The following is a 13,951-nucleotide window of genomic DNA, read 5'->3' on the forward strand; positions in this document are numbered from 1 at the left end:
TTTATTATTTTCCCTCACTACATCACACCCTACCCCAGTTGAAAGGGATAAACCGGGCCGATTTTCAGCAGTTGAGTGAGTTCATCCAGTGCTGCAAGCGACTCTTCCGCCAGCTGTGGATCGGCCAAATCGTCCGGGGCGAGGCGATCGCGATAGTGGCGCTCCACCCACGCGGTCAGGTCAGTGTACAGTGCATTGGTGAGCAGCACGCGGCCAGAGAGCGCTGCACGTTCGGCCTCCGTTAGCACCACGCGTAGGCGCAGGCAGGCGGGGCCGCCGCCGTTGCGCATGCTCTGCTTGACGTCTTTGACGATCACTTCGCTGATGGGGTTATTGCCTGCTAGCAGGTGATTTTGGATGGTGTTCCATACTGCTTCGCGCTCCTGGCATTCGCCGGGCACTACCAGTGTCATGGTGCCATCCGGGTTGGATAGCAGCTGTGAGTTGAAGAGATACGAGGCTACCGCATCCTCCATGCTTACCGCTTCCAAGGGCACGCGCACGGGAATCAGCGGGCTGGCCATTTTGGCGCGCAGCTTATTGAGCGTGCCTTCTTCATCCAGAAACGCCATTTCGTGGTAGAGCAGCACGGGGCCATTACCTACGGCAATCACGTCGTTATGGAAGACGCCTGCATCGATGGCATCCGGGTGCTGCTGGGCAAATACTGTTTGCTCCTGTGTTAACCCGTGCTGGCGGGCTACTGCTTGGCTCGCTTCCAGCGTTTGCCTAGCAGGGAAGCGTGTTGGCTCCCCCTCACCGCTACGCACGTCACCAAACGCCTGACGGCCATAGACAAATAGGTGAACGCCCGGCTCGCCGTACTCACCACATAAACGGGTGTGATTAGCCGCCCCTTCGTCGGAAAAGGCTGGGGTGGCGGGTAGCACCGGGTGGTGGGCGAAGTGCTGTTCGTCGCGGAAAATTGCCTGCAGCACGCGACCGGTGGTTTGCGGTTCTAAATAGCGGTGAAAGCTGGATTGTAGATTCGCTGGTGTGAAGTGTACCCGGCGATCGGGTGCATCCATGCTGGGGGTAATAGTGCCCGCGTTAGCCGTCCACATACTCGAAGCCGAGCACACCGCCCGAAGCAGCTGCGGCGCTTCTTTAGAAGCACGAGCCAGCACCTCACCATTACTACCGCTAAAACCTAAATCGCGCAGTGCGCCAATATCGGGGCGCTGTTGGGGTGGCAGAACGCCTTGAGCGTAGCCCGCGTCCATCAGCGACTTCATCTTGAGAAGACCCTGCAACGCGCCCTCTTTGGGGTTGGACACTAACCCGCCGTGGCTCATAGACGCCACATTACCTACCGCCAGCCCCGAGTAGTTATGGGTTGGGCCGACTAAACCATCAAAATTGACTTCCCTGACGCTGCTGATATCGGCGGCACTCATAGGCTCACTCCCGGCGGCAGGGTCTCGGGCATCTCCAGGCTGTCGGCTTCCATGGAAGCCACCGGGTAGGCGCAGTAGTCCGCCGCATAGAAAGCGCTGGGGCGGTGGTTGCCGCTGTCACCCACGCCGCCGAAAGGTGCATCGCCGGAGGCACCGGTAGTTTGGCGGTTCCAGTTGACGATCCCGGCGCGAATACGTAGCAGGAAGTCATCCCAATCGGCTTGTTCGCCGCCAATTAAACCGGCGGAGAGCCCGTAGCGGGTGTTGTTGGCGAGCTGTAGCGCTTCATCCCAATCGCTATAGCGGTGGATTTTCAGCAGCGGGCCGAAATGCTCCTCGTCAGGCACCTCCAATCCCGTCACGTCGATCAACGCGGGGCTTAACAGGCTGGTGTTATCTTGCAAACGCCGCATGCGGTTGATCACCGTGCCACCCATAGTTTCCAACTCTTCTTGGGCTTTCAGTAAGCCGTCTGCCGCCGCTACGCTGACCAAACCGCCATAAAACGGCGCAGGATTCTCTTCGAACTGGCCCGCCACGTGCAGCTTAGCGATCGCCTCTGAAAGCGCATCGATCAAGCGATCACCGACGGCACCCTCCGGCACCATCAAACGCCGCGCGCAGGTGCAGCGCTGCCCACCAGAGAGAAACGCCGACTGCAGAATGGCCAACACCGCTGCACGCTCGTCGTCGACATCTTTCACCACCAACGGGTTATTGCCGCCCAGTTCCAGCGCCAGGATTTTATCCAACTGCCCGGCAAACTGTTGATGCAGCATACCGCCCACTTTGGCGCTCCCGGTAAACAGCAGGCCATCAATATCAGGGTTGCCTGCCAACGCCTGGCCTACCGGCACACCGCCTTGCACTAGGTTAATGACGCCTGCTGGAAGCCCGGCCTCTAGCCAGCACTGTAGGGTGAAATCCGCGGTAAGTGGGGTTTGGTCGCTGGGTTTGAAGACCACACAGTTACCCGCCAACAGCGCAGGCACCATATGGCCGTTGGGCAGATGGCCGGGGAAGTTATAGGGGCCAAACACCGCCATCACGCCGTGGGGGCGATGGCGCAGCACCGCTTTGGCGCTGCCCGCGGCTTTTTCCCGCTCACCGGTGCGCTCGTTATACGCCTTCACCGACAGCGCCACCTTCCCCACCATGGCACCCGCTTCGGTGCGCGCTTCCCAGAGCGGTTTACCGGTTTCAGAGGCAATCGCCACGGCTAGGTCTTCACCGCGGTTTTTGAGCACCTCGGCAAACCGTTCGACCAGCGCCTGGCGCTCGGCAAATGGGGTACGCGCCCAGTTGGGGAAAGCACCGCGGGCAGCCTTGACCGCGGCGTCGACCTGCTCCGCGCTGGCGGTTGCCGCTTGCCATAACAGCTGACTGGAAACCGGATCAACCTTGCTCAACGGCTCGGCGTCGCCTGCGACCCAGGCGCCATTGATGAGTTGCTGCTGTTGGGCGTGCATAAAACTCTCCTGTAAACGTCGCCTAGGTTTCGAGTAGCCGTAGGGTATCGCCGGTGGAAACGCCTAAGCGCTGCGCTTCTTGTGCGCTCAGCACGATAGTGTTGTCATCGCTGGGGGCACGGCCTACCCAACTGGCGGTAAAGCTGAGCATATGAGTGGTGGCGGCCAGCCAGCGGCTGACGCTCTCTTCTGCTGCGCTATTGGATACTTCCACTTGGCAGAGCCGTGAGTTACGGATGGCGCGCACATCGTCAATGTAAGCCTCCACCGTCGGGCCACCGTCGAAAATATCGATATAGCCTTCCCAGCGCAGTCCCTCTTTCTTAAGCATCTCCAGCGCCGGGCGGGTATGACGATGCACCTGGCCAATACAAGCCCGCGCCTCTTCGGCCATAAAGGTGGTGTAAATGGGAAACTTGGGCATCAGCTCGCCAATAAAGCTCTTCTGCCCCAGGCCGGTTAGGCGGTCAGCCTCGCTGAAATCCATAGGGAAGAAGTGTTTGCCCAGGCTCTCCCAGAAAGGGCTGGTGTTATTTTCGTCGAACACGCCGCGCATTTCGGCCAGCACTTTATCCGGGAAGCGGTCACGGAACTGGGCGATAAACAGCCAGCGTGCTTTGGAGAGCAGCGCGCCGTTGCGCAAATGTTTGTTGGCTTCGCCGCGGTATTCTGGACGCAAAAACAGCGAGCACACTTCAGCGTCACCGGTGTGGTCGGAGCTTAAAAACAGCGTGTCGATGGTGCGGTGCAAGTCCAGCTGTACCGACGAGTGTGCCAAGGTGCCCAGCCGGTAGTTATAGAACGGCACTTCGCGGCCCACCTGGCCCTCTATAGCGCAGCAACCAGCGAGTTCGCCGCTTGTTTCATCTTCCAGCACAAAGAAGTAGAGCCGGTCATCCGCTGGGGTGCGCTCTTCAAAAGCACTGGCGGCCGCTTCAATCTTACCGGCTAAAAACTCGCGGTTATCGGGTAGCGAGGTAAAGCCAACGCCCGCCTGCTGCGCAAGCGCCTGAAGCCCATCCAAATCATCACGGGCAATGGGTCGAATGCGCATTACATCTCTCCTTCATCAAGCGCGTCTACCGCGGTGGGTAGCGTCAGCGGTGCGGCCAGTACCGCTCGCCCTTCGGTAACGCCCAATCGCTCGGCATGTTCGGGAGAAAGCATTAACTGGCCCGTGGGCGACAGCGCGTAGCGGGCGACGATACAACGAAACTCACCCAGCTTTTGATTGGCGACCAACGCCGGTTCGGCATCGGGCAACGCGTGTTCAGGACGAATGCGTACCGGGTGCCAGGCGGCACTGCGGAAGGTTTCCAACCGCTCGCGCTCAGCCTTGACAATCGGCCCGGCGTCGAAAATATCCACATGCCGCGAACGCACAAAGCCCTCCGCCAGCATCTCTTCCAGCGCCTCTTCGTGGGCGGGGTGCTCACGACCTATTGCCGCCCGCGCCTGGGGCGTTAGCAGCGGCAAATAGAGCGGAAACTGGGGCATTACTTCGGCGATAAAACTTTTCGAGCGTACCCCGGCAATGTGGTTAATATCCTGGAAACTGCGAGCAAAAAAGTGCCGCCCCACGCTTTCCCAAAACGGCGATTCGCTGCGGGTATCCAAGTAGCCAGGGAACGCCACCGCCAGAATGCGTGAAAAGCGTTCCGGGTACTGGGCGATAAACATCAACCGCGCCCGGCGTAACAGGCTCTCCGCGCTGGTGCCTTTGTAGCGAGGGTTAAGCGAAAAGGCGCACAGCAGGGTAGCGTCCGAGACTTCATGGGAGAGCGCCAGCGTCTGCACTTCACGGCGAACATTGAGCTGCTGTGAAGCGTGAATCAGCGTTTCCTGACGATAGGTGTAATAGGCCTCGTTGGCGCCTGCCTGGGCACGGATAGTGGCCGTGCCCAGCACTTCCTCGCGTGTATCGTCCGCCAGCACAAACGTATAGTGCTCATCTTCTGGAAACTCAACGTCGCCGTTAAAGGCTTCCTGGGAGCGCGCAATGCGCTCCTGAAGCCGCTCACGGTTAGCAGGCAAGTTGGTCAGCCTAGGCACTGCATGCTCGGCTAATTGCTCCAGCGCCATGAGATCAGACGCTTTAACGGGTCGAACGACTAGCATTCTCGACGCCCCCTGTTCCGTTGACACGCTTGACGCAGCCTGTTGTTCACTCATGCGGCCGCAACTAACCGCTCAATCGCGCGCTCTAAGCGAGCCATGCCTTCGGCGATATCTGCTTCAGGAATGACCAGGGAAGGCGCCATGCGCAGTACGTTCGGCCCGGCGATAAGCGCCATCAGGCCCTCTTCAATCGCCAACGGCAGAATATCTTTGGCGCGGCCCTCATAGGCATCCGACATCTGGGCGCCCATCAGCAGGCCCATACCACGAATCTCTTTAAACACGCCGTACTTGCGGTTGATGGTTTCCAGGTGTTCACGGAACAGATCGTGGCGACGCTTAACGCCTTCGAGCACCTCAGGGGTGTCGATAAACTCAACCGCCGCTAAGGCCACAGCAGATGCCAACGCATTGCCGCCATAAGTAGAGCCGTGGGTACCGATGACCAACGATTTAGCCACCGAGTCGATTGCCAGCATGGCGCCAATGGGGAAACCGCCGCCCAGGGATTTCGCGCTGGTGAGGATATCCGGGGTGATGCCGTAGTTCTTGTAAGCGTAGAGTTCGCCGCTACGACCAACGCCGGTTTGCACTTCATCAAAGATCAGCAGCGCATTGTGTTCATCGCATAGGTCGCGCAGGCCCTGAAGAAACGCTTGCGTGCCGGGCACGATGCCGCCCTCACCCTGCATGGGTTCGACCATAATCGCGCAGGTGTCGTCACCGACCAGCTTGCGCACGCTTTCCAGATCATTGTAGTCAGCATGCAGGATGCCACCAGGCACCGGGCCAAAGCCTTGGGAGTACTTGGGCTGACCACCAACGCTAACGGTGAAGAAGGTGCGGCCATGGAAAGATTGATAAAATGAGATGATCTTATCTTTATGCTCACCGTGGTGATCCACTGCCCAGCGGCGCGCCAGCTTAAGCGCGGCTTCGTTGGCTTCACCGCCGGAGGAGCACAAGAACACCTTATCAGCGAAGGTGCGCTCGACCAGCGATTTGGCCAGGTTCAGCGCTGGCTCGTTGGTAAACACGTTGGAGAGGTGCCATAGCTTTTCGCCTTGCTCTTTTAGCGCATTGACCAACACCGGATGGCAATGGCCAAGTGAGTTCACCGCAATACCACCGGCGAAGTCGATATATTCACGCCCCTGTTGATCCCACAAGCGGCTACCTTCACCACGCACGGGAATAACCTGCTGCGGTGAGTAGTTGGGCGTCATGTAGTGGTCGTAATCTTGACGGCTTGGGGTATGGCTCATGGCACGCTAGCTCCAGTGGAGGAAAGGAATGAAAACAGTATAAAGGCCTAGCTAGGTTACCTGCTTTCAGCAATGGGACGGCAAATTATGAATAGCGGCATTTAACTGGAGTACCCTCCCCCTTTTGTAACACTCTATATCCGTCCTTGTGCACCTCACGGTATCAGTGACGTATTTAGACCCGCTTTTTATCGTTTGGGGGCGCCTAATGCCCCTTGGTAGCTGTCAGCGTCGAACTTCCCTCAAACGTTGGATAAGGCGCGGGATCCAGGCATCGGCGCGCGGTGTCGGCAATCAAGGGCGAGTAAATCCGTGACCCTGCATATCCAAGCACCCACCTGCACTTCAACGCTGTTCGCGGTAGGCTTGAGTAAATCCCCTCACCGAGGAGCACTCCGCATGCTCGACGTAACCCACCTGCGTGGTAGCCGCCATACCATTGGCGTGGCCCATGGCCAGCGCCACGCCGCACAGATTCAGCGCAGCATTGAGGTCTATGACAGGCTGTTTCAAGACTTTGTAGGCCTCGACTGGGCCGCAGCCCGGCAGGAGGCCCGCCGCTTTATACCGGCGATCGAACGCGGCTTTCCGGCGATCCTGGATGAGCTCGAGGGCATTGCCGAGGGCGCCGACCTGCAGCGCGACGATATCCTCACCCTCAACTGCCGCAGCGAGATCTCGCTAACCCAAGCCAGCGGCGGCTGTTCTGCCTTCTCACTCTACCAGCAGGGTCGCCAATGGCTGGCCCAGAACTGGGACTGGCGCCTCGACCAGCTCGACAACGTGGTGGTACTACACATAGAGGGGGACGACGCCCCGCCGCTGGTCAGCGTCGGCGAGGCCGGGATGCTGGCCAAGATCGGCCTCAACGCCCACGGCCTCGGCGTGTGTCTCAACGCCATCCGCTCGCAGACCTGCGGCGAGGGCCTGCCGATCCACATCGCCCTGCGCAAGCTTCTCGAGAGCGACGGCTTCACCAGCGCCCAGCGCATCGTCGCGGAAGACCGCGTCGCCTCGCCGGCGCACTTTCTGGTCGCCAGCGCTGCAGGCCAGGCCGCCGGCTTCGAGGTCCAGCCCGGGCCACCGGGGGTACTCGAGCCCAGCGGCGGGCGGGTGACCCATACCAACCACCTCTACGCCGCGGCCGCCACCGCCTGTGTCACCGACTTCCCCAAGCCCGACTCCCATGTACGCCTGCACCGCCTCGATGAGCTGCTCGACCCACCGCCCAAGGCCAGCGTCAGCGCGCTGTTCGACGTACTGAGCGACCATCACAATGCGCCTATGTCGATCTGCAAGCACACTGACGTCGACCTGCCCGAGGCCGAGCGCATGGAGACCCTGTTCGCGGTGGTGATGGCCCTCGACAAGCGCACCCTGCACCTGCGCCACGGCTACCCCTGCGAGACCCGGCAGACGCTGAGCATCACGCTCGACTAACGGCGCGAGAAAAGAGGCAGCTGGATCAGGACGGGGCGGGATACAATGGACCAGGATCGAAAGCTTCAGCAGCAGTAACAGGGAGAAGCGCCATGAAATATATCTTCGAAGTGCATATCCGCGACGGCTACCGTGCCGAGGACTACGCCGACGCCTGGGTCCGCGCCAGCCAACTCATCCAGCAGGCGCCAGGGGCACGCGGCACTGAACTGCATCGAAAGATCGGCGACCCCAACACCCTGATCGCCATCGCCCACTGGGACAGCAAGGCCAGCCGCGACGCCATGGAAGCCCAGCCCAACCCGGAGATAAAGGAGGTCATCCGCCGTGCGGCCCCCTGCTGCGAGATCCGCCTGATCGGCGAATTCGAGGAGCCTGAGTGGGTGGTGATGCCGCCGAATGCCGAGTCATAAGCGGGTGTTGGGCTAGAGATAACATTTAGCGGCGGCGCACTAGGAACAGCGTAAACCGGAGCATCACTGATGTTGCTAAGCTGCCTGAGCGGCAGGGCACGGTCGCAAGGCCCCTTTTTTACTGGCTCAGTGCCCAGCAAGCGACTGAACACCTGGTCGATTGAAGACCTTCCCCTTGAAGAAGCCTAAAAGAGCCGCATACTAATTAGCAAGCTATGCGGTTATTCGCTGAGCTGCGTTGCATAGTGATGAGCACCGACACTCAGGACGAGAGGAGACCAACGTATGCATATTGATCTAAGCGGCAAGCACGCCATTATCACCGGCTCGACGGCAGGCATCGGTTTTGCGATTGCTCAAGGACTCGCCAATGCTGGCGCTAACGTGGTCGTGACAGGAAGCACCCAGGCGCGGGTTGAGGAGGCCATCGCGGCGCTTAAAAACGCTACCCCCAATGCTAATGTAGAAGGCGTAGCGGCTGATCTCGGCACTGCTGAAGGCTGCCAAACGCTGATCGAGCAACAGCCCAGCACCGATATCTTGATCAACAACGTCGGCATCTTCGGCCCACAGGACTTTTTTGAAGTCGATGACGCTACCTGGCAGCAATTTTTTGATGTCAACGTGATGAGCGCGGTGCGGCTTTCCCGCCACTACGCCCAGGGCATGCGCGAGCGCAATTGGGGGCGTATTCAGTTTTTATCCAGCGAGTCGGGCATCAACATCCCCAGCGAAATGGTGCATTACGGTATGACCAAATCGGCATTGCTGTCAGTTTCCCGCGGGCTGGCCAAGGTACTCAGTGGCACCCAGGTTACCGTGAATGCCATTCTCCCCGGTCCGACACGCTCAGAAGGCGTACTCAAGATGCTTGGCGAAATGGCCGAGAAAGAGGGCATTTCTCAGCAAGAGGTGGAGGCACGCTTTGTACAGGAAAACCGTCCCTCTTCCATCATTCAGCGCTTGGCGACCCCCGAAGAGGTCGCAAACATGAGCGTTTACGCTGCATCGCCCCAGGCCAGTGCCACCACCGGGGCGGCACTGCGCGTGGAAGGCGGCATTGTGGATACGCTAACCTAAGCCTTCTAATCTTATCCTTCTAACCCAGGCGCTCTTCCCTGGGTGTCATGCCGAAATGGTGACGGTAGGCGGTAGAAAAGTGGGCGCCTGAGGAAAATCCCGTGGCAAAGGCAATATCGCCTACCGGCCGGTCACTCTCGCGCAGCTGCTTGCGGGCTTCCTGCAAGCGCAAATCGAGATAGTAGCGGCTGGGCACCGCCTGCAGATACTTCTTAAATAGCCGCTCCAACTGACGCCGGGAAATCCCTAGGTGCTCGGCCAGTTCCAGAGTTGAGAGCGGCTCCTCAATATTGGCTTCCATCAGTGTCACGGCATCCACCAGGCTCTGCGGCGCGTGGCCCAGGCGGCTTCGCAGCGGCACGTGCTGGCGCTCGTCCGCCAAGCGAATGCGATCGCAGGCAAACTGCTCCGACACTTGCTCCGCCAAGCGAGCACCGTGATGCTGACCAATCAGCGTGAGCATTAAGTCCATGGCGGCAGTACCGCCCGCGCAGGTCAACCTGTCACGGTCAATTTCAAATAATTGTTGAGAAAGCGTCACCTGCGGATAGGCCTGGGAAAAGGCCTCAAAACGCTGCCAGGGCAGCGTCGCCCGATAACCTTCAAGCAAACCACAGCGCGCCAATACCTCGGTGCCCCCAGCCAAACCACCCAGCGCTACGCCATGGCCCTGGTGCCCTCGCAGCCACTCATTCAGCTTGGCAGGAAGCGTATAGGGCAGCGGCGTCGGTGCACATATGAACAACAGGTCTAGTGGGCCTAGAGCAGTACTTAGCTCATGCTGCGCGATTAGCGAAAGCTGGGCACCACTGCGCACGGGCTCGTCGTTAAGGCTTAACGTGACGGTTTGGTAAAGCATTTGACCACTTAGTTGGTTAGCCATTTGCAGCGGTTCTAGCGCACTGGCGTGGGTCAATAACGAAAACCCCGGCAACAGCAGAAATGCCACACGCCGACGGGTGATGCCTGTGTGAGAGGTTAACGGGTTGGGCAGCATGATAACTGACTGAGCTGCATAAAAAACTGCATGAAACGCTGCATGAAAAACCGCCATCGGCCTAGGGAAGCCACCATCTTACCCAATTGCGTAGCGGATGGCAGCGTTATGACCACTGCAGCAAAAACGTGACGCATGAATGCAATTTGCCGGGCCAAAGCCCGGCAAATTAAAGCCTAGTTAAGCACTAGTTGCCCCGATTAATAATACCTAACACGACGATACTGACCACAATTACGCCGAGAATGATCACCACTAGCGGGAGCAGCTTGTACAACCCATCGGGTCGCTTCTTGGCTTCCGGCTGTAGATGCGGTTTTGAGGTTTCATAATCCTCAGGTATCCGCTCATTAATAATGTGCTGCTTCTCTTCTTCCGGAGTTTTGCTTTCCCTAGTATCCATAAACACCTCCCGCGTTCCGGTCGAATTGGGCGGCGCTACCGCCCCAATGGATGGCTTACAGATTCACGACATCAAACTTAACCTCAGGATTGACGTCGGCATCGTAATCGACATCGTCACGCTCAAAGCCAAACAGCTTCAAGAATTCGTGCTTATAACCAGCATAGTCGGTAATTTCGAATAAGTTTTCCGTCGTCACTTCCGGCCAAAGATCCTGGCACGCTTGCTGAACATCGTCACGCAATTCCCAGTCATCCAGACGTAGGCGTCCAACTTCGTCGGTGGTGAACTCACCGCGTAGCCCCTCAGCCGAGTAGAGCTGCTCGCCGAATAGACGGTTCAACTGATCGATAGTGCCTTCGTGCAGGCCCTGCTCTTTCATGATGCGGTAGACCATGGCGATGTAAAGCGGCATCACTGGAATGGCTGCGCTGGCCTGGGTGACCACCGATTTGAGCACCGCCACATTGGCACCACCACCGCTCTCTTTCAGTTTGGTATCGATAGCCGCTGCGGCGCGGTCAAGATCTTCTTTGGCTTTACCCAAAGCGCCATGCCAGTAAATCGGCCAGGTGATTTCGGTACCGATATAGCTAAACGCCACGCTGCGCGCGCCTTTGGCCAGCACACCGGCTTCGTCTAGCGCGCTCATCCACAGTTCCCAATCTTCGCCGCCCATCACGGTGATGGTGTCGTCGATCTCCTGCTGGGTGGCAGGTTCTACTTCCGCTTCGATAATGGCGTCTTTATTGGTATCGATAGCGGTGGCGCGGTAAGTCTCGCCAATTGGCTTAAGGCTTGAGCGTTTCAGTTCGCCGCTATCCGGCAGCTTCCGAACGGGTGATGCCAGCGAGTAGACCACCAGGTCAATCTCGCCCATGTCCTGCTTAATCAACTCAATCGCTTCTTCCCGCGCTTCATGGGAGAACGCATCGCCGTTAATCGACTTGCTATACAGCCCTTCCTGCTTGGCCAATTTATCGAACGCTGCGCTGTTGTACCAACCTGCGGTGCCCGGCTTTTTATCGGTGGCGGGCTTTTCAAAGAACACGCCCAGCGTGTCGGCGCCGTAGCCAAACGCCGCGGTAATACGCGCGGCTAATCCGTAGCCACTTGAAGCCCCAATGACGAGCACTTTTTTTGGGCCAGCCTGCTTATCCAAACCACGAGCACGGGTCGCTTCAATCTGTTCGCGAACATTCTGCTCGCAGCCGATGGGATGAGTAGTGGTACAAATAAAGCCGCGCACTTTGGGTTTAATAATCACATCGAACCTCGTTATCGGATTGATTTTGCTTTTGACATCATAACTAGCAACATCGTTTTGCCATAGTTTTTGCAATAGCGTTTGCCATAGCAATGTCATGATTCAGTGAGGGTATTCTAGCGGTCTCTGGGCGCCCTGTCCGCTCTTGAGCGATTGTCCATTCTTCAGCGATAGTCTGCCCTTGAGCTAGAAGCGCTTTCGCGTCACGATAGCCGCCTAAGTTATTATGTCGGTACTGATGGCAAGTACTTATGACAAGTACTGATGATAAACACGTAGGCAAGCACTTACGTTAGCAACGACTTCCCATGAGGCGATCATGAATGCACAGCAGCTAGTAGATGAACGCGGCGATTTATGGCTGGCGCTAGCCCCGCTGTGGCTGGATCGCGAACCCAGCGAGCGCGATTACGCGCGCATGGTCGAGGTCGTGGAGCGCTATGATATGTCCCTTAACGAGCTTGAGTGGATGTTTCGCCTGGAAATGGCCCCGGTGATGTCCCGCCACCAGCTCTCGATCGCCAGCGAGTGGCGGCAATTTGACGACTACAAGCTGATGAAGCAGTTGGTCAATCACAACATGCGCTTGAAGGGCTGGCGTCGCAAAAGCTGGGCGCTGTTTTCAGGCTTAACGACCATGATGGTGCGCCACCGCTGGAACGCGCTCATGAATCGTGTAGCAGTCGCGCGGGGCGAGCAGGTATAGAGGGATAATGCCTTATGGGACTATGGGTATGTTTGATCCAAGGTTTCTTCTAATGCCAGACGTAGCGGTCGCCCATGATAGCGCGGCCCAAATCGGGCTATCACCTTGCCATCACGGCCCACCAGGAACTTGGTAAAATTCCATTTAATCAGCTGCGTGCCTAGGACTCCAGGTGCCTCACGCTTGAGCAGCACAAACAGCGGATGGGCATCACTGCCGTTGACCTTAACCTTCTCCAGCAATGGAAAACTGACGCCGAATTGCTGCTCGCCAAATTGACAAAACGCTTGGGCGCTTTCCGGCGACTGGCGGCCAAACTGATTGCACGGGAAACCGAGCACAGTGAAACCACGATCCCGGTAGCGCTGATAGAGCGACTCTAACTCGCTTAACTGCGGGGTAAAACCACACTGACTGGCGACATTGACCACCAGCAACACTTGACCGCGCAGCACGCGTAGATTGAACGGCAGCCCTTGGTGGGTATAGCAGTCTTGGTCGTAAATTTGCATCACTTCGCCCTACAAAACCCCAAACGGCATGGGTATCACCATGCCACGGCTATGCTTTTTACACCAGTGGTCCAGCCACCACGCGTAACGCCAGCGCGATTAACAGCACCCCGGTAATGCGGTTTATCCAGTGGGCACGCTGTTGCAGCCAGGGCAGAATGTGTGAATGAGAAAGCACCACAGCAACCAGCACGTACCACCCCCCGTCAATAATCATCGCCGTTAACACAATGATCGCTTTGGCCAGGCCACTCATTTCGGGGGTCACAAACTGGCTTAGCAGCGCGACAAAAAACAGGATCAGCTTCGGGTTGCCTAATGCCACCAGTACGCCCTCTTTGGCGGCCTGGCCCCGGCTAGTCACAATCGCATTAGGTTCTAAGGCCCCCGCTTTGCCGGCGCGCAGCGCTTTAACCCCTAGCCACGCCAAATAAGCCGCACCGCACCAGGTAAGCAGTTGGAACAGCAGCGGAAAACCGGCGATTAACGCGCCTAGGCCCCAAACGGTCAATAGCGCATAGAAGCCCACCCCAAAGGCATGGAAGATGGCCGCGGTCACCCCAGCAAAACGCCCGCCGCCTAACGTATGGCGTAGCACCAGTGCCAAACTCGGCCCCGGCGACATAGCCCCCATGGCACAAATCGCGGCGAGTGATAGCCAAAGTGTCAACGGCATGCCTGTTCCTCCTTGATGGTCAAGATTCACGATGTGGCGTCTGGCGGCCAGTATACGCCAAGCCAAGCAACACTTCGGCAAGCGCCTTAAATAACGCTGTTAGCATGGTACGCTGTTGGGTAAAATTTGCTTTCTCACTTTTTTCTTTGCACTTTTTCTCTTTTTTAAAACAACCGCCCCGACGCCCAGCGCGGGGCGTATAGAAAAC

The 13,951-nt window shown here is 58.0% G+C and carries 14 protein-coding genes; 4 read left to right on the forward strand and 10 right to left on the reverse strand.

What is annotated here, in order from left to right; all coding sequences use genetic code 11:
* Window positions 1-29: 29 nt before the first annotated feature.
* From astB to U738_RS20300, 5 genes are read right to left on the reverse strand one after another with little or no spacing between them, the layout of a single operon-like run.
* Window positions 30-1,397 carry an N-succinylarginine dihydrolase gene (gene astB / locus U738_RS20280; protein WP_035584761.1) on the reverse strand — a complete coding sequence of 456 codons (1,368 nt, stop codon included), beginning with the start codon at window positions 1,395-1,397 and terminating at the stop codon, window positions 30-32.
* Window positions 1,394-2,866 (reverse strand): succinylglutamate-semialdehyde dehydrogenase, encoded by a 1,473-nt coding sequence (astD, locus tag U738_RS20285; RefSeq protein WP_035584763.1) that lies wholly within the window; start codon window positions 2,864-2,866, stop codon window positions 1,394-1,396. The genes astB and astD overlap by 4 nt, the downstream gene beginning before the upstream one ends.
* A 22-nt stretch (window positions 2,867-2,888) precedes the next feature.
* Window positions 2,889-3,920, reverse strand: a complete 1,032-nt coding sequence (gene astA / locus U738_RS20290; protein WP_035584765.1) for an arginine N-succinyltransferase — start codon at window positions 3,918-3,920, stop codon at window positions 2,889-2,891.
* Entirely contained in the window at window positions 3,920-4,984 is a 1,065-nt protein-coding gene (locus U738_RS20295) for an arginine N-succinyltransferase (RefSeq protein ID WP_035584768.1), read from the reverse strand. Before U738_RS20295 ends, astA begins: the two co-directional genes overlap by 1 nt.
* Window positions 4,985-5,034: 50 nt before the next feature.
* Entirely contained in the window at window positions 5,035-6,249 is a 1,215-nt protein-coding gene (locus tag U738_RS20300; RefSeq protein ID WP_035584771.1) for an aspartate aminotransferase family protein, read from the reverse strand.
* Window positions 6,250-6,648: 399 nt separating this feature from the next.
* Between U738_RS20300 and U738_RS20305 the strand changes: the two genes are divergently transcribed.
* The 3 genes from U738_RS20305 (at window position 6,649) to U738_RS20315 (ending at window position 9,182) form a co-directional block, all read left to right on the forward strand.
* The gene (locus tag U738_RS20305) at window positions 6,649-7,689 is read left to right on the forward strand and encodes a C45 family autoproteolytic acyltransferase/hydolase (RefSeq protein WP_035584774.1); all 1,041 of its coding nucleotides are present in this window, start codon (window positions 6,649-6,651) and stop codon (window positions 7,687-7,689) included.
* 92 nt (window positions 7,690-7,781) lie between these two features.
* A complete protein-coding gene (locus tag U738_RS20310) occupies window positions 7,782-8,102 on the forward strand; it encodes an antibiotic biosynthesis monooxygenase family protein (RefSeq protein ID WP_035584777.1) in 321 nt (106 codons plus the stop codon).
* Window positions 8,103-8,387: 285 nt separating this feature from the next.
* Window positions 8,388-9,182, forward strand: a complete 795-nt coding sequence (locus U738_RS20315) for an SDR family NAD(P)-dependent oxidoreductase (RefSeq protein WP_035584780.1) — start codon at window positions 8,388-8,390, stop codon at window positions 9,180-9,182.
* 19 nt (window positions 9,183-9,201) lie between these two features.
* On the opposite strand, the gene U738_RS20320 is transcribed toward U738_RS20315, so the two are convergent.
* The 3 genes from U738_RS20320 to fabV form a co-directional block, all read right to left on the reverse strand.
* A complete protein-coding gene (locus U738_RS20320) occupies window positions 9,202-10,179 on the reverse strand; it encodes a GlxA family transcriptional regulator (protein WP_172821661.1) in 978 nt (325 codons plus the stop codon).
* Between the two features lie 187 nt (window positions 10,180-10,366).
* Entirely contained in the window at window positions 10,367-10,582 is a 216-nt protein-coding gene (locus tag U738_RS20325; RefSeq protein WP_035584784.1) for a hypothetical protein, read from the reverse strand.
* 55 nt (window positions 10,583-10,637) lie between these two features.
* Complete coding sequence (gene fabV / locus U738_RS20330; RefSeq protein WP_035585703.1) at window positions 10,638-11,849, reverse strand: enoyl-ACP reductase FabV; 1,212 nt, start codon at window positions 11,847-11,849, stop codon at window positions 10,638-10,640.
* Between the two features lie 319 nt (window positions 11,850-12,168).
* On the opposite strand from fabV, the gene U738_RS20335 reads away from it, so the two are divergent.
* Window positions 12,169-12,555: a DUF7079 family protein gene (locus U738_RS20335; protein ID WP_035584787.1), complete on the forward strand. Its 387-nt coding sequence runs from the start codon at window positions 12,169-12,171 to the stop codon at window positions 12,553-12,555.
* Window positions 12,556-12,575: 20 nt separating this feature from the next.
* Here the strand turns inward: U738_RS20335 and U738_RS20340 are convergent, their stop codons facing one another.
* Both U738_RS20340 and U738_RS20345 read right to left on the reverse strand, forming a co-directional pair.
* Window positions 12,576-13,067: a glutathione peroxidase gene (locus tag U738_RS20340; protein ID WP_035584790.1), complete on the reverse strand. Its 492-nt coding sequence runs from the start codon at window positions 13,065-13,067 to the stop codon at window positions 12,576-12,578.
* 58 nt (window positions 13,068-13,125) lie between these two features.
* The gene (locus tag U738_RS20345) at window positions 13,126-13,743 is read right to left on the reverse strand and encodes a LysE family translocator (RefSeq protein WP_172821660.1); all 618 of its coding nucleotides are present in this window, start codon (window positions 13,741-13,743) and stop codon (window positions 13,126-13,128) included.
* Between the last annotated feature and the right edge of the window lie 208 nt (window positions 13,744-13,951).

The sequence above is a fragment of the Halomonas sp. TG39a genome (assembly GCF_000744395.1).
Lineage (GTDB): Bacteria > Pseudomonadota > Gammaproteobacteria > Pseudomonadales > Halomonadaceae > Vreelandella > Vreelandella ventosae_B.